The sequence below is a fragment of the Actinospica robiniae DSM 44927 genome (assembly GCF_000504285.1).
Taxonomy (GTDB): domain Bacteria; phylum Actinomycetota; class Actinomycetes; order Streptomycetales; family Catenulisporaceae; genus Actinospica; species Actinospica robiniae.
On sequence record NZ_KI632511.1, the window covers coordinates 7,934,980 to 7,950,665 of the forward strand.

A 15,686-nucleotide genomic window follows, 5' to 3' on the forward strand; every position below is an offset into this window, starting at 1 on the left:
TGCGGCCGGTCCCGTACTCGCCGAGCCTGGACCCAGCGACCCCGCGGGCCCCGGCCCCGGCGGAAGGAGGCGGAGATGGCGGCCGGAGGAGCCAGGCCCGGCGCGGCGAAGACGGGCACCGTGCTCGCCGCGGCCCTGATGATCCTGGTCGGCGCCCTCGGCATCACCCAGGGCGCCGCGGCCATCGCCAAGGACGAGATGTACGCGCTGGTCGGCACGTACGTCTACAAGTTCAGCCTGACCACCTGGGGCTGGATCCACCTGGTCGCCGGCGCCCTGGTGCTGCTGGCCGGGCTGGCCCTGTTCACCGGCTCGGTGCTGGCGCGGGCCCTGGGCATCGCGCTGACCGCGCTGGTGGTCTTCGCGAACTTCCTCGTCCTGCCCTACCAGCCGGTCTGGTCGGCGGTCATGATCGGCATCGGCGTGTTCGCGATCCGGGCCCTGTTCCACAACGTCGGCCCGGACGCGGTCTAGGCCGCGGCCGCTGGATTCGAATCACGGCATCGGAAGCACAGTCCGGTGCGCACGAGCGCACGCGTAGCGAAGGAGCCTGGCAGATGGCGACGTTGACGGTGTGGAAGTTCGCGGAGGCCGACGCGGCTCAGCGGGCGCTGAGCACGCTGGAGGACCTCCAGCGCCAGCAGCTGATCACGGTTCAGGACGGCGCCGTGGTCTCCTGGCCGGAGGGGGAGAAGAAGCCGAAGACCACCCAGCTGCACAACTTGGCCGGCGCGGGCGCGCTGGGCGGCGCGTTCTGGGGGATGCTCTTCGGCATCCTTTTCTTCATCCCGCTCATCGGCCTCGCGCTCGGCGCCGCGGCCGGCGCGCTCGGTGGCTCGATGGCGGACGTCGGGATCGACGACGCCTTCATCAAGGAGGTCAAGCAGAAGGTCACGCCGGGCACCTCGGCGCTGTTCCTGCTCTCCTCCGACGCGGTGCTGGACAAGGTCAAGGAGCACGTGAGCGGGATGCGCGCGGAGCTGATCCACACCAACCTGTCGGCCGATCAGGAGGCCGCGCTGCGTTCGACCTTCAGCGAGGACTGACCCTCGCGGGAAGCGCGCGCGGGGGCGCGGGCAGCGTGTAAGGCCGCCGTCCGGGGTCACTCGTCCGGCGGTACGGAATCGGAGTCGGGAGGCACGCGTGAAGACCACAGTCCGCGATTCGGCCGAAGCCGGCCTGGCTGCCCGCGCCGCGACCCCGCCCACCGCGCACGCCGGGCTGGACCTGCCGTCGGACCGGCTGGACCCGGTGTCCGTGCTCGAGCGCCAGGCCGCCTCGCGGGTGCCCGAACTCGTGCCGGTGCGGCACGGCCGGATGCTCGCCTCGCCGTTCACCTACTTCCGCGGCGCGGCCGCCGCGATGGCCGCCGACCTGGCCGCGACCCCCGACTCCGGCCTGCGCACGCAGCTGTGCGGCGACGCGCACCTGTGCAACTTCGGCATGTTCGCCTCGCCGGAGCGCCGGCTCGTGTTCGACCTCAACGACTTCGACGAGACCTACCCGGGCCCCTGGGAGTGGGACGTCAAGCGGCTGGCCGCGAGCCTGGAGATCGCCGCGCGGTCGAACGAGTACGGCCGCAAGCACCGGCGCGCCATCCAGCTGGCCGCGGTCCGGGCGTATCAGCACGCGATGAACACCTTCGCCGGGATGTCCGAGCTCGACGTCTGGTACGCCCGCGCGGACGTCGAAGACCTCAAGGACATGCTCAAGGACCAGCTGAAGAAGGCCCGGCGCAAGGCAGCCTTCGACAAGACCGTGGCCAAGGCCAGGTCGCGCGACAGCATGCGGGCGATGGCCAAGCTCACCGAGCTGGTCGGCGAGCACCGCCGGATCGCCGCCGACCCGCCGCTCGTGGTGCCGGTCGCGGACCTGCTCCCGGGGGCCGAGCGCGAGGACCTCGAGGCGGTCGTACGCGGCATGATCGGCCAGTACCGCAACAGCCTGCAGAGCGACCGGCGCCGGCTGCTCGACCAGTTCGCCTACGCCGACCTGGCCCGCAAGGTGGTGGGCGTCGGCAGCGTCGGCACCCGCTGCTGGATCGTGCTGATGTTCGGCCGCGACTCCGCGGATCCGCTGCTGCTGCAGGTCAAGGAGGCGCAGCGGTCGGTGATCTGCGAGTACGGCGGGATGAAGACCGGCCGCGCGGACCTCGGCTGCCAGGGCCGGCGGGTGGTGGAGGGCCAGCGGCTGATGCAGACCGTCAGCGACATCTTCCTCGGCTGGGCCACCGTGGACGGGATCGACGGGCAGCGGCGCGACTTCTACGCGCGGCAGCTGGCGGACTGGAAGGGCTCGATCGCGATCGAGGAGATGGTCCCGGCCGGGATGACCGCGTACGGCCGGCTGTGCGGCTGGACGCTGGCCCGCGCCCACGCGAGGTCGGGCGACCGGGTGGCGATCAGCGCGTACCTCGGCGAGGACGCGACCTTCGCGCACGCGATCGCCGAGTTCGCCGAGGCCTACGCCGAGCTGAACGAACGCGACTACGACGCGATGCGTGCGGCGCTGCGCTCCGGGCGGATCACCGCGGAGCCGGATCACCGCTGAGTTCTCCGGTCCGCGGCCCCTCAGGCGCTATCGTGGCGTGATGGCCAGCACCTTCGAATCAGGCACCTTCGAATTCCCCGTGCCGGAGCACTGGCGCGAACGCGTCGGCCGGTACCTCGACGGAAGCCTGCCGATCGTGCCGGCCCGGCCCGCCGCCACCGTGGTGCTGCTGCGCGACACGCCGTCCGGCCCCGAGGTCTACCTGGTCAAGCGGGCCGCGAGCATGGCTTTCGCGGGCGGGCGCTACGCCTTCCCCGGCGGCCGGGTCGATCCCGACGACGCGCTGCCGCTGCCCTGGCTGGGACCGGACGCGGCCCGCTGGGGCGAGCGCTTCGGGCTCCCGTCGGAGAACGCGTACGCGCTGGTCGCCTCGGCGGTGCGGGAGACGTTCGAGGAGACCGGCGTGCTGTTCGCCGGGACGGACGCCTCCTCCGTGCTCGGCGACGTCTCCGGCACGGCCTGGGAGGAGCAGCGCCGCCGGATCGAGACGCGGGAGATGACGTTGGCCGCGGCCCTGGAGGCCCGCGACCTGGCGCTGCGGGCCGACCTGCTCGGCGCGTGGTCGCGCTGGGTGACGCCGGAGTTCGAGGAGCGGCGCTACGACACGGCGTTCTTCGTCGCGGCGCTGCCGGCCGGCCAGGCCGCCCGGGACGTGTCCGGGGAGACCGAGTCGACGGCCTGGACCAGTCCGGCCCAGGCGCTGGCCGACTTCGAGGAGGGCAAGGTACTGATGCTGCCACCGACCTTCACCACGCTGCGCCAGCTGCTGCCCTACCCGACCGCCGCCGACGCGCTCGCCGCCTCCCGGGAGCGCGCGCTCCATCCGGTCCAGGCGAGCGTCAGGGTGCGCGAGGACGGCACCGCGGCGCTCATCTGGACGGTCTGACGCGATCAGCGTGCTGCCACGGTAGGCGACTCGCCCGGATAAAATCGCTACCGCCTTCGAACCCGTTGCTCTACCGTCGTTTCCGGCCCGCCACTTCGCGCGGGAGTTCTCCGACCGGGAGGGATCGACGATGCGCACCCGCTTCGCGATGTCCGACTCCCGGCCTCGGTTCGAGGTGATCCTCGTGTCTTCGCCCGCTCGGTGCGGGCTGCGCGGCCTGCGCTGAGTGATCCCGGACGCCCTCGCCCGACCCCCTGCGGGTTCGGGCGGGCCGGGCAATCGCGCCGTCTCGTTCTCGGCGAACTCAAGGCTGGAAGACCATGGGTACCAACACTCTGCGTATCAATACCCTGTCCGCTGTGCGCAATCTCGGCATCCTCGCCCACGTGGACGCGGGTAAGACCACCGTCACCGAGCGGATGCTCTACGCCGCCGGCGCCGTGCACAAACGCGGCGAGGTGCACGAAGGCACGACAGTCACCGACTTCGATCCGCAGGAGCGCTCGCGTGGCATCACCATCTTCGCGGCGGCGGTCAGCTGCGGCTGGCACTCGCACCGGCTCAATCTGATCGACACGCCCGGACACGTCGACTTCTCCGACGAGGTGGAGCGCTCCTTGCGCGTCCTCGACGGGGCGATCGCGGTGTTCGACGCGGTCGCCGGGGTCGAGCCGCAGAGCGAGTCCGTCTGGCGTCGGGCTGATCGGCACGGCGTGCCGCGGATCGTGTTCGTCAACAAGATGGACCGGGCCGGCGCCGACCTCGACGCCGCGGTGGCCGACATCCGTGCGCGGCTGCACCCGTCGCCGGTGCCCGTCCAGCTGCCGATCGGCAGCGAAGCCGGGTTCAGCGGCGTGGTCGACCTGGTCCGGATGCGGGCGACGACGTGGGCGCAGGACTCAGGAGACGCGGTGGACGAGCCGATTCCGGCAGCGCTGGCCGAGCTCGCACGCTCGCGTCGGCACGAGCTGGAGGAGCTGGTGGCCGAGCGGCACGCGGCGGCGCTCGAGGAGTACGCGGCACAGTCGCAGCTGTCTGAGTCGTCTCTGCGGTCCGCGCTGCGGGAGCTGACGATCTCGGGCGAGCTCGTCGTCGTGCTCTGCGGAGCCGCCTACCGCAACCGCGGGATCGAGCCGCTGCTCGACGCCGTGGTCGACTACCTGCCCTCTCCGCTGGACCGGGACGCGGTCCGCGGCGTCGACGGCGTGGCGCGGTCCGCGGACCCGGCCGAGCCGTTGGCGGCGCTGGCGTTCAAGGTCGATGTGGCCGGCCCCGGCCGGCTCACCTACCTCCGGCTGTACTCGGGCACGCTGCGGAAGGGTGACTCAGTGCTCGACGTCAGTGCCGGCAGGACGGAGCGGATCGGCCGGATCCTGCGGGTGCAGGCCGATCGGCACACCGAGGTCGAGCAGGCGACGGCCGGCGACATCGTCGCCGTGGCCGGGCTCAAGATGGTGCGCACCGGCGCCACCCTCAGCGCGCCGGCCGCGCCGATCCTGCTCGAACCGCCGACGGCGACCGAGCCGGTGGTCTCCATCGCCCTCGAACCCGAGCGCGAGGCGGACGCGGAGAAGCTGGGCGCGGCGCTGGCCCGGCTGGCCGAGGCCGATCCGTCGCTCGTCGTGCGCACGGACCGGGAGACCGGGCAGCTGCTGCTCTCCGGCCTGGGCGAGCTGCATCTGGAGGTGGCGGTGGAGCGGATCCGGGCCGAGCGCGGCATCACCGTGCGCACCGGGCGGCCGCAGGTGGCCTACCGCGAAGCGGTGGTGCGCGGTGTTTCAGGGTTCGTCTATCGGCACGTGAAGCAGGACGGAGGTCCGGGGCAGTGGGCGCATATCGTGCTCGACGTGCAGCCGCTCACCGGCCGCGTCGGCGACACCGGATTCGAGTTCGACGACACCATCGTGGGCGGCCGCGTGCCGCGCGAGTTCGTCCGGGCGGTCGAGGCCGGCTGCCGGGACGCGCTGGCCGAGGGTCCGCGGGCCGGGCATCCGGTCACCGGGCTGCGCGTCGTGCTCGTCGACGGCGCCACCCACGTGAAGGACTCCTCCGAGGTCGCCTTCCGCACCGCCGGACTGCTCGGCCTGCGCCAGGCCCTGCGGGCCAGCGAGCTGGTCGTGCTCGAGCCGCTGGCCGAGGTCACGGTGACGGCGCCGCAGGACGTGGTCGGCACGGTGCTCGGGGATCTGACGGCCCGCCGCGGCCGGGTCGCCGACTCGACCGTGCGCGGCGCGACCGCCGTGGTCACCGCAGCGGTGCCGCTGGCCGAGGTGTTCGGCTACGCGACCCGGCTGCGCAGCCGCACTCAGGGCCGTGGCAGCTTCACCGCCAGGGCGTCCGGCTACGCCCCGGCCGCGGCGAACGCGCCGGAGCACGTGCGCTGAGCCCGCCGGAGCCTGCGCGGTGGTGCGGGCAGCGCAGGAGGTGGAGCAGGGTCGGTAAGGGTCGCCCATGATGTTCGGGTGTTCCCTGTTGGTCGCCTCGGGCGTAGCCTGAGGCGACCGGCCGGCTCGCCCGCGCGCGCTTGTCAGCCGTCTTCGTCAGAATGTCCGAGTACCAGTACATCAGTACTCTTCAACAGGAGGCCCCCGGCGTGACGCGGTTCGATGGTCCCTTCGGCGATCTGTCCCGGTTCCTCGAGATCCCGAGAGTGTCCGGGCTCTCCCTTTCACCGGACGGCGCCGCCCTCGCCGCCGTGGTGCAGAACCTCTCGCCAGACCGCAAGAAGTTCCTCTCCTCGATCTGGCGGATCGACCCGGACGGCGGCGCGCCGGTCCGGCTCACCCGCTCCGCCGACGGCGAATCGGCCGCCGCGTACCTCGCCGACGGCTCGCTGCTGTTCACCGCCAAGCGCCCGGATCCGCAGGCGGGGAAGGACGATCCGGCTCCCGACGGCGCCGGCCTGTGGACGCTGCCGGCCGCCGGCGGAGAGGCGCGCCTGCTGGCCGCGCCCCCGGCCGGAGTAGACGGCGTCGCCGTCGCCCGCGAGGCCGGCACCGTGGTGCTCCGGGTCGGCGTGCTGCCGCAGGCGAAGGACCTCGCCGAGGACGCGCGGCGGCGCAAGGCCCGCAAGGACGCGGACGTCGGCGCGATCCTGCACGAGGACCCGAAGGTCCGCTTCTGGGACCACCAGCTCGGCCCGGACACGAAGCGGCTGTTCGCCTTCACCCCGCCGGCGCCGGAGTCGGCCGAGCAGCCCGAACTCACCGATGTCAGCGGCGACATAGGCCCCGCGCTGGACGGCTACGACGTCACCCCGGACGGACGCGCCGTCGTCGCCTCGTGGGAGGCCAAGCTGCCGAGCGGCGAGCTGCGCGCGGACCTCGTCGTGATCGACGTGGCCACCGGCGAGCGCCGGACCCTGGCGAGCGAACCAGGCTACGAATACGCCCATCCGCTGGTCTCGCCGGACGGGCGCCTGGTGATCGCCCATCGCTTCCGGCACGGCGACTACGACCGCTGCTTCAGTTCCAGCCTGTGGCTGCTGCCGCTGGACGGCAGCGAACCGGGCCGCGACCCGCTGCCCGAACTCGACCTGTGGCCGCAGGTCCAGGCCTGGTCGCACGACGGCGCCGCGGTGTACTTCGTCGCCGACGAGCTCGGGCGCGCCCCGATCTTCCAGCTCGACCTGGCCACCGGCACCGTCACCCGGCTGACCGGCGACCACGGCGCCTACGCGCAGGTCCAGGTCGCTCCGGACGGCACCGTCTACGCCCTGCGCTCCGCCGTCGACGCGCCGGCCCGCCCGGTGCGGCTGGCCTCGGGTGTCGCGGATCAGGCCCCGATCCTGCTCGCCGCTCCCGGCGCCGAGCTCGAGCTGCCCGGCCGGCTCGAGAACGTGGTCGCGACCGCCGCGGACGGCCAGGAGATCCACGCCCGCCTGGTGCTGCCCGAGGGCGAGGGGCCGGCGCCGCTGCTGGTGTTCATCCACGGCGGCCCGCACTCGAGCTGGAACAGCTGGACCTGGCGCTGGAACCCGTGGGTGCTGGCCCGCCGCGGCTACGCCGTGCTGCTGCCGGACCCGGCCCTCTCGACCGGCTACGGGCAGCAGTTCAGCCAGCGCGGCTGGGGTGAATGGGGCGACAAGCCGTTCACCGACCTGATGGCGGTCACCGACGCGGTCGTGGCCCGCCCGGACATCGACGAGACCCGCACGGCCGCGCTCGGCGGCTCCTTCGGCGGCTACATGGCGAACTGGGTGGCCACCCACACCGACCGGTTCAAGGCCATCGTCTCGCACGCCGGCCTGTGGCAGCTCGAGCTCAAGGCCACCTCGGACGCGGCGCTGTTCTTCCGCCTCGAGTTCGGCGACATCATGGAGCGGCCCGAGCGCTGGCAGCGCAACTCGCCGCACCGCCACGTCGAGAACATCCGCACGCCGATGCTGGTGATCCACGGCGACAAGGACTACCGCGTCCCGGTCGGCAACGCCCTGTGGCAGTGGTACGACCTGCAGCGGCACGACCTCGACGCGAAGTTCCTCTACTTCCCGGACGAGAACCACTGGGTCCTCAAGCCGCAGAACTCAGCCCTCTGGTACGAGACGGTCGCCGCGTTCCTGGCGCACAAGGTCCTCGGCGAGCCTTGGCAGCAGCCTGAGTTGCTCTAGCGGGCCGCAGGCCGCACGGCACCGTCCGCACTTGAACGGCGGACGGTGCTGTGTCAGTCTTCGGTCATGGGGCGGCGAGGGCAGGACGACGGTGAGCGCAACGTCATGGCGATCGATGTCATCACCGACGGCGGATCACCGATGCGGGCACCGGGAACGCGCCGGTTCCTCGGCAAGACCGGGGAGTTCAGCCTGGAGGTCGTGGGCGAGATGGTGGGCCAGGGGATCAGCGCGTTCGCCGAGGCCGTCCTCGACTCCCTTCTCGGCTGAGCCGTCCGGACGCCGCCGCGCCCGGCCGGAAAACAGCTGGTGATCACCGAAGCAGGGTTCTTAGGGTGATGGCCATGACCGACGACCAGACGCAACCCCTGCCGCTCGACGACGACTCCTACTATCGCGACCAGACCGCGTTCTTCGGCCGGCTGCGCGAGACCTGCCCGGTCCGCGAAGTCCAGATGGTCGACGGCAGGCGGGCCTGGGCCGTCACCCGCTTCGAGGACGTGCGCAAGGGGCTGGCCGATCCGCGGCTGGCGAAGGACCAGCACCACTTCCCGGGCGGCGCGAAGGAGTGGCCGAGCCAGGAGGTCAACCTCCACGCGCACATGCTGCACCGCGACCCGCCGGACCACACCCGGCTGCGAGGCCTGATGCAGCACGCCTTCACGCCCCGGCGGGTGGCGGCGCTGCGTCCGCGGGTGGAGGAGATCACGGCGCGGCTGCTGGACGCGATGGCGGCGCGGTCCGGCGACGTCGTCGACCTGCTGGAGGATTTCGCCCGGCCGCTGCCGGTCATCGTGCTCTTCGAGCTCCTCGGCCTGCCGGAGGAGGACCGCGAGCGGATCTCGGCCGTGGTCATCGACTACAGCAAGCTCAGTCAGTGGCCCCGGGTGACCCGGACGCTCGCCGCCTATCTCACGGAGCTGATCGCCGCGAAGCGGGCCGAGCCGGGCGACGACCTGATCTCTGCGCTCATCCACGTCCGCGACACCGACGCGACCGCGGACCTCGGCCCGGCGCTGACCGAGACCGAGCTGCTCTCCGGGATCTTCCAGCTGATCATGGCGGGCTTCGACACCACGGTGAACCTGATCGCCAACGGCACGGCCGCGCTGCTGGCGCATCCAGAAGAGCTGGCCCGGCTGCGCGCGGACCCGTCGCTCTTCCCGGCCGCCGTCGAGGAGCTGCTGCGGTTCACCAACCCGCTCAACCACGCCACCGACCGGTTCACCACCGAGGAGCTGCGCCTCGGCGGCGTGACCGTGCCCGAGGGCGAGTGGGTGATGCTCGCCACCAGCTCGGCCAACCGGGACCCGGACCGCTTCCCCGATCCGGACCGGCTCGACCTCGCCCGCGACGCGCGTGGCCACGTCGCCTTCGGCCACGGCATCCACTTCTGCCTCGGTGCGCCGCTGGCCCGGATGGAGGCCGAGGTCGCTCTCAGAGCTCTGCTGCAGCGCTTCCCGGCGCTGTCACTGGCCGCGGATTCGCTGGAGGAACTGCGCCACCGTCGCACGAGCCTGATGAACGGGTTTGAGTCCCTGCCCGTCCGCCTCGCCTGACCGGGCGGACGGCTCCACGTCGGCCTGATCCCGGTCGGGGCGGGGCAGGCCGAGCGTGAAGTGGAGCAGGTCGACGGTCTGCTGCGCGAGCAGCCGGTCGGCCGTGGGCAGGTGGGCCGTGAGCAGTTCGCCCGCCTGCCCGCTCGGTTTCGTGTAGACCTGCTCCCGCAGGGCGCTGTACAGGTCGGTTCGGGCCCGCGCCGCCACCGCGTACTCGGGATCGGCGAGCAGCATGACGTCGACGGCCAGCCGCCAAGTCGTGTCGCGCGCGGCGAGCAGCCTCATGGCGGCGAGGCGGACCCGTACCGGGCGCGCGACGTCGAGCAGGTCCAGCAGCCGTTCCGGGGCCACGCCGGTGCTTCGGACCAAAAGGATCTCGACGGCCGCCGCGATGACGGCGGCGCCCTGGTCCTGCTCGATCAGCGGCAGGATCTCGTCGACCTCGATCTTCGCGGCGAGCCGCTTGAGGCCCCTGATCGCCTCGGTTCGGATCCTGGCTCGGTGATGGTGGAGCAGGGGCCTGAAGTAGTCGTCCGCATCCTCGGCCGAGCCGACTTCGGCGAGTCCCGCGACGGCCGCGGCGGTCAGCGTGGCGGGCTCGCCGATCAGGTTCCGGTAGACCTCGGCGAAGTCGACGCCGAACGGCCGGAGGTGGAAGCTCGGCCGGCGGCAGCTGTGTCGAAGGCTTCAACGGATCCCGGTACAGCCGCCCCCGCGCCCCCTCCAGCGCGATCCAGAACCGCGGATCCGCCGTCCTGAGCACGGCTTCGACCTCGAGCCGCGCCGCCTCGTCGAGAGCGGGCGTGATCGCCAGCAGCATCCGCCCGGCGTCGACCACGTCGGCGCTCGTCCCCGTCACCGCCCGCCGCACGGCCGCGCGCAGCTCGTCTTGGATCAGCATGCGGACAGTGTGGGACAACGCAGGCCCGCAGCGGAAACGAATTGCGATCGCCGCCGCGGCAGGCGGTGCTCACCGGTAGGGCACGAGCGCCTCGATCAGCTCGCCGGCCGGCCGGGGCGCGGCGCGCGGGAAGTCGTCGGCGTCGGTGATGTTCAGCCGCGCGATGGTGGATTCGAGCGCGCGCGAGACGCGGGGGTCGGCGCCGCGGTAGCACTGGGCCAGCAGGCTGCGGACCTCCAGGGCCAGCCGGGGCGGGGCGCCGACGCGGACGCGGCGGTCGCGCCGGGCTCCGGCGGCGGCCTCCCGGCGCAACCGCTCGGCCTCGCGGCGCCAGTTCTCGGCGTCGTGGAACTGGCCCTCGGCGCGGTGCGCGAGGTAGAGGCAGTACGCCGCCTCCGGGTGGCCGTGGCCGGCCGCGAACTTGAACCAGAACCAGGCGGCCAGCGGACGGCCGGACACCTGCAGCAGGCTGGCCAGCACCAGCGCGCCGGTCGGGTCCAGGTACGGCTGCGTGGTGAGCTCGGCCAGGTCGCCGGCGGCGCCGTGCTGGTGCAGCACCAGCGTGGCGGCCAGATTCAGCTCGTGCCGGGCCTGCTCCGACTCCGACCGCCCGGCCAGCGCGCCCGGAGCGGGGTGGCTGGTGCGGGCGGCGGCGCGGTCGGTGCGGAAACGCCGGGCGCGGTCCAGGATCTCGACCGTCGCCGGCGGGGCGTAGCCGCGGTATTCCGCCTGCAGCAGCGCCAGATCCGCCAGCAGCGAGTCGAGCGGCGTGGACTCGGCGGACAGGTACGCCGTCATGCGCGGACCTCCTTGTACGTGTCCTGATTCTGATCTCGGCCGTCCCGCTCGCCGCCGCGCACGGCGCTGCCCAGCGCGTCGGCGAGGGCGCGCTTGGCGTAGTAGGTCAGGGAGCTGATCGTCTGGTGGGATACGCCCATCATCGCGGCGGCGCGTTTGACGTCATAGCCCAGCACATAGCGCAGCGCTATCACCTGGAACTGGCGCTCGGGCAGCCGGGAGATCGCGCTGTAGACGCCGATGGACTCGGCTAGCACGGCGAACTCCTCCCGAGCGGCCCGCATCGCCCGCAGGAACGCGGCGTTCTCCACCATCTGGTCCCCGGCCCGCTGCGCGAACCGGTCCTCGATCTCGGCGCGCAGCAGGGTGAAGGCGTGCAGCGGCAGGTTGCGCACCCGCCCGAGGACCTCTTCCCAGGTCTCGTGCAGGCGCAGGGTCACCTCGCAGGCGACCAGCTCGGCCTCGGCGCGGTCGCCCATGTACAGGTGGGCCAGGCGCACCCAGCTGGCGAAGCTGGACTGGACGAAGGCGTCGAAGGCGACGTCGACGTACTCGGCGGACGCCCGCGGCGGACGGTCGGCCGGCGCGGGGGAGGGGACGGGCAGGTAGGTCACGGACGGCCTCCACCGGTGTCGATCGGGCGCGCGGCCGCGCCCGGCTCCCTGTGCTGCGGGTGAAAGTGCACGAAGGTCGTCTCTCGGTAGCGCGGCGCCGGTACGGCGGGCTCGGACCGGTATCGGCGAGGGGGCGCGGGGTGACGCCCCTTATCTCTATCCTGACGAATCGAGGCCGCTGGGATTCAAGCGGTGGTCCGGGTTTTTCGCACCGAGCGTGCCGCCGCGATCACCGCGCGCCCCATCCGCCCCGGGCCGCGCACTGGCCCAGAGCATCAGGGTTCGGCGATACTGGCGGCGGGAGAACTCGATCCGGAAGGCCGGCACATGGACTCAGCGGTGGATCTGCAGCTCGACCGGGCGCACTCGGCCCGGATGTACGACTACTACCTCGGCGGCACGACCAACTTCCCGGCGGACCGGGAGGCGGTCAGCCGGGTGCTCACCGCGTTCCCGCAGGCCCTGATCGCGGCGCGGGCGAACCGGGCGTTCATGCACCGGGCCACCGCCTACCTGGCCGAGCACGGCCTTCGCCAGTTCCTGGACGTGGGCACCGGCATCCCGACCAAGCCCAACCTGCACGAGGTGGCCCAGTCGCTCGCCCCGGACGCCCGGGTGGTCTACGTGGACAACGACCCGATCGTGCTGGCCCACGCGCAGGCGCTGCTGATCAGCAGCGGGGAGGGGCGCACCGCCTACGTCGAGGCCGACCTGAACCAGCCCGCTGACATCCTCAAGACCTCGGTGCTGCACGAGACCCTCGATCTGAGCCGGCCGGTCGGGCTGAGCCTCAACGCGGTCCTGCACTTCGTCACCGACGACGACGAGGCGCAGCGGATCGTGGACACCTTCACCGACGCGCTCGCGCCCGGCAGTGCGCTCGCGATCTCCCACGCCACGGCCGACATCAGCGCCAACCTGGACACCGTCTCCGGCGTCTACCGGTCGGTGGGCACCGCCGTGGGCATGCGCACTCGCGAGCAGTTCACCCGCTTCTTCGAGCGCTGGGAGCTGGTCGAGCCCGGCGTCACGTTCTCGCACCAGTGGCGCCCGGACGCCGCCACCGCGGCCTCGGCGATCACCGAGGCCGAGTCCTCCTGCTACGTCGCGGTCGCGCGGAAGCTTGCCTGAACCGCGACCAGGGCGGTGATCGCGGCCACGATCCACCCCTTGTGCAGGGGCCAGGCCGCGTCCGCGGCGCGCGTCCGCGGCGGGCGAGGACGCGAGCGCCGCCGGAGTAGTTGAAAGTTGAACCAATGCGCGCTAGGCTCTGGGGCAGACCTAGTTGAACCTTCAACTAATGAGCCGATCCGAGGAGCCCGCCATGAGCATCTTCAGCCGCAAGAACGAGTCCGAGTCCGCCGCCGTGGGCACCGTCGACCGCGACCTGTCCCACCTGACCGGCGACTACACCATCGACCCGACGCACAGCCGGATCGGCTTCAGCGTCCGCCACGCCATGGTCACGAACGTCCGCGGCCAGTTCACCGAGTACGAGGGCAAGCTGCACCTCGACGGCTCGGACCCGGCCAGGTCCACCGCCGAGCTGGTCATCAAGGTCGCCAGCGTCGACACCAGCCAGGCCCAGCGCGACGAGCACCTGCGCACCGGCGACTTCTTCGCGGCCGAGGCCCACCCGGAGATCACCTTCCGCTCCACCTCTGCCGAGGAGGTCGACGGCGACACCTACCGGCTGCACGGCGACCTGACCATCAAGGGCGTGACCAAGCAGGTCACCCTCGACCTGGAGTTCACCGGCGCGGCCACCGACCCCTACGGCCTGAACCGGGCCGGCTTCGAGGGCGGCACCACCGTCGACCGCACCGACTGGGGCCTGACCTACAACGCGGCCCTGGAGACCGGCGGCGTGCTGATCGGCGAGAAGGTCAAGCTGGTCCTCGACATCTCCGCCGTGAAGGCCGCCTGAGCCGGACACCCGGCTCTACGGCACCACCGTCACGGGGCACTGGCTGCGCCGTATCGTCCGCGTGGCCTTACGGCCGCAGCCCATGATGATGGCGTCGGCCCGGCGCCGGGCGGCCAGCTCGGTCAGCACGGCCACCGGATCGCGCTGGGTGGCCACGAACTCCGCCGCGACGTGGTTCTCGGCCCCCAGCGCGAGCACGGCCTCGCGCAGCTCGGTGGCCAGCTCCTCACCCGAGTAGTACACGCCCGGGCAGCCGAAGCCCGAGATGATCGGGGTGAAGGAGAAGACCGCCACCAGGGTGCTGCCTTGCCGCCGGGCGAGCCCGAAGGCGTAGTAGAGCGCCCGCCACGAGGTGTCCGAGCCGTCCAAGCCGACCACGAGGAGGGAAGGGCCGTCCGACCCGAGCTCGAATCCTCGAGCCCGAGCCGTGTCGGTCCAGTGCTTTTCGCCGGGGTTATTCATCGTCATTCGGTCGTTCGGGCACTAGGCGGTGGCCTCGGCGTCCGCGCGCTGCGCGGAGTGGCCGGCGTGAGCCTGCTCCTGGTCGGCCGCGTCCAGCGCCCGGTGCACGGTGCTGAGCACCACGCCCGCGGCGGCCACGGTCACCGCGCCGATGATGAACGGCACGTGCGCGTTGTAGTGCTCGACCAGCTTCCCGGCCGCGTAGGGCGCCAGGCCGCCGCCGATGAAGCGGACGAAGCCGTAGGTGGCCGAGGCCACCGGGCGCGGCACCGGGGCGATGCTCATCACCGCGGTGGTCACCAGGGTGTTGTTGTTGCCGATGAAGATGCCTGACGTGATCGTGGCCACGATCACCGCGGTGCGGTTGTCCGGGAACACGCCGATCACCAGGCTGACCACGGCCATCAGGGCCATGTTGCCGTAGAGCGTGCGCGCGGTGCCGAACCTCGCCTTGAGCCAGGGCGCGCCGAAGATGGCGAAGATCGCGACCAGCACGCCCCAGCCGCAGAAGACCGCGCCGAGCCGCAGCGGGCTCAGGTCCATCAGGAACGGCGCGTACCCCAGGATCGTGAAGAAGCCCCAGTTGTAGAGCAGGCCGGTGACGCTGGTCAGCGACAGGTTGCGGTGACGCAGGGCCTTGATGGGCTCGCTGATCGAGGAGCGGTGCTCGGGGCGCGGCGTCGGCTCGACCAGGATCATCGTGGCCACCAGCGCGATCAGCATCAGCACCGAGACCCCGAAGAACGGCCCGCGCCAGCTGACGTTGCCGAGCAGCCCGCCGAGCAGCGGCCCGCAGGCGATGCCCACGCCGAGGGCGGTCTCGTAGAGCACGATCGCGCCGGCGAACCCGCCGCTGGCCGAGCCGACGATGACGGCCAGGGAGGTCGCGATGAACAGCGCGTTGCCCAGGCCCCAGCCGGCCCGGAAGCCGATGATCTGCCCGATGCCGCCGCTCATCCCCGCCGTGGCGGAGAAGACCACGATCAGCACCAGGCCGGCGATCAGGGTGTGCTTGGCCCCGATCCGGCTCGAGACCCACCCGGTGACCAGCATGGCCACCGCCGTGACCACCAGGTAGCTGGTGAACAGCAGCTCCACCTGGCTCGGGCTGGCCTGCAGCTTGCCGGCCAGCGAGGGCAGGATCGGGTCGACCAGGCCGATGCCCATGAAGGAGATGACGCAGGCGAACGCGACCGCCCACACGGCCTTCGGCTGGCGGAAGGCGCTCGAGGCGGCTGCCCCGGCGGGCGCGGGCGCGCCTCCCGCTCGGTTCTCGGTGGTCACAACACCCCTCCTGGCTGAGCACGCGCGGACGGCGGGCGCGCCGCCCGGACGGTTCCGGCCGCGCGTGCGCCTCTGCGCCGGAAACATATAGACCGG

Annotated in this window: 15 protein-coding genes; 10 read left to right on the plus strand and 5 right to left on the minus strand. The window is 72.2% G+C overall.

The genetic code is table 11. From position 1 onward, the window contains the following. The first annotated feature begins 75 nt into the window (after positions 1-75). From ACTRO_RS34280 to ACTRO_RS34315, 8 genes are all read left to right on the plus strand, one after another. Entirely contained in the window at positions 76-474 is a 399-nt protein-coding gene (locus ACTRO_RS34280; protein ID WP_034269912.1) for a DUF7144 family membrane protein, read from the plus strand. A gap of 83 nt (positions 475-557) precedes the next feature. Continuing rightward, on the plus strand, positions 558-1,046 hold the full coding sequence (locus tag ACTRO_RS34285) for a DUF1269 domain-containing protein (protein WP_034269914.1): 489 nt from the start codon (positions 558-560) through the stop codon (positions 1,044-1,046). Positions 1,047-1,143: 97 nt separating this feature from the next. Continuing rightward, the gene (locus tag ACTRO_RS34290; protein ID WP_034269917.1) at positions 1,144-2,550 is read left to right on the plus strand and encodes a DUF2252 domain-containing protein; all 1,407 of its coding nucleotides are present in this window, start codon (positions 1,144-1,146) and stop codon (positions 2,548-2,550) included. Positions 2,551-2,590: 40 nt separating this feature from the next. Next, the gene (locus ACTRO_RS34295; RefSeq protein ID WP_084317211.1) at positions 2,591-3,436 is read left to right on the plus strand and encodes an NUDIX hydrolase; all 846 of its coding nucleotides are present in this window, start codon (positions 2,591-2,593) and stop codon (positions 3,434-3,436) included. Positions 3,437-3,756: 320 nt separating this feature from the next. After that, complete coding sequence (fusA, locus tag ACTRO_RS34300; RefSeq protein WP_034269920.1) at positions 3,757-5,820, plus strand: elongation factor G; 2,064 nt, start codon at positions 3,757-3,759, stop codon at positions 5,818-5,820. A 209-nt stretch (positions 5,821-6,029) separates the two neighbouring features. Beyond that, positions 6,030-8,045: a S9 family peptidase gene (locus ACTRO_RS34305; RefSeq protein ID WP_034269922.1), complete on the plus strand. Its 2,016-nt coding sequence runs from the start codon at positions 6,030-6,032 to the stop codon at positions 8,043-8,045. A gap of 66 nt (positions 8,046-8,111) precedes the next feature. After that, a complete protein-coding gene (locus ACTRO_RS34310) occupies positions 8,112-8,315 on the plus strand; it encodes a hypothetical protein (RefSeq protein WP_034269925.1) in 204 nt (67 codons plus the stop codon). A 74-nt stretch (positions 8,316-8,389) separates the two neighbouring features. Beyond that, on the plus strand, positions 8,390-9,604 hold the full coding sequence (locus tag ACTRO_RS34315) for a cytochrome P450 family protein (RefSeq protein ID WP_034278022.1): 1,215 nt from the start codon (positions 8,390-8,392) through the stop codon (positions 9,602-9,604). Here the strand turns inward: ACTRO_RS34315 and ACTRO_RS47680 are convergent. The 3 genes from ACTRO_RS47680 to ACTRO_RS34330 form a co-directional block, all read right to left on the minus strand. After that, on the minus strand, positions 9,515-9,955 hold the full coding sequence (locus ACTRO_RS47680) for a hypothetical protein (RefSeq protein ID WP_157436600.1): 441 nt from the start codon (positions 9,953-9,955) through the stop codon (positions 9,515-9,517). The genes ACTRO_RS34315 and ACTRO_RS47680 overlap by 90 nt on opposite strands. A gap of 619 nt (positions 9,956-10,574) precedes the next feature. After that, positions 10,575-11,303, minus strand: coding sequence for a hypothetical protein (locus ACTRO_RS44315; RefSeq protein ID WP_051451812.1), 729 nt, complete (start codon positions 11,301-11,303; stop codon positions 10,575-10,577). Further along, positions 11,300-11,917: an RNA polymerase sigma factor gene (locus tag ACTRO_RS34330; RefSeq protein ID WP_051451813.1), complete on the minus strand. Its 618-nt coding sequence runs from the start codon at positions 11,915-11,917 to the stop codon at positions 11,300-11,302. Before ACTRO_RS34330 ends, ACTRO_RS44315 begins: the two co-directional genes overlap by 4 nt. A 327-nt stretch (positions 11,918-12,244) precedes the next feature. Here ACTRO_RS34330 and ACTRO_RS34335 point away from each other — a divergent pair, with 327 nt between their 5' ends. Further along, a complete protein-coding gene (locus tag ACTRO_RS34335) occupies positions 12,245-13,048 on the plus strand; it encodes an SAM-dependent methyltransferase (protein ID WP_034269930.1) in 804 nt (267 codons plus the stop codon). A 193-nt stretch (positions 13,049-13,241) separates the two neighbouring features. Then, positions 13,242-13,844 carry a YceI family protein gene (locus ACTRO_RS34340; protein WP_034269932.1) on the plus strand — a complete coding sequence of 201 codons (603 nt, stop codon included), beginning with the start codon at positions 13,242-13,244 and terminating at the stop codon, positions 13,842-13,844. Between the two features lie 15 nt (positions 13,845-13,859). Here the strand turns inward: ACTRO_RS34340 and ACTRO_RS34345 are convergent, their stop codons facing one another. Together ACTRO_RS34345 and ACTRO_RS34350 are read right to left on the minus strand one after the other, a co-directional pair. Further along, a complete protein-coding gene (locus ACTRO_RS34345; protein WP_063628324.1) occupies positions 13,860-14,306 on the minus strand; it encodes a universal stress protein in 447 nt (148 codons plus the stop codon). 21 nt (positions 14,307-14,327) lie between these two features. Continuing rightward, positions 14,328-15,590: an MFS transporter gene (locus ACTRO_RS34350; protein WP_034269935.1), complete on the minus strand. Its 1,263-nt coding sequence runs from the start codon at positions 15,588-15,590 to the stop codon at positions 14,328-14,330. Positions 15,591-15,686 lie beyond the last annotated feature (96 nt).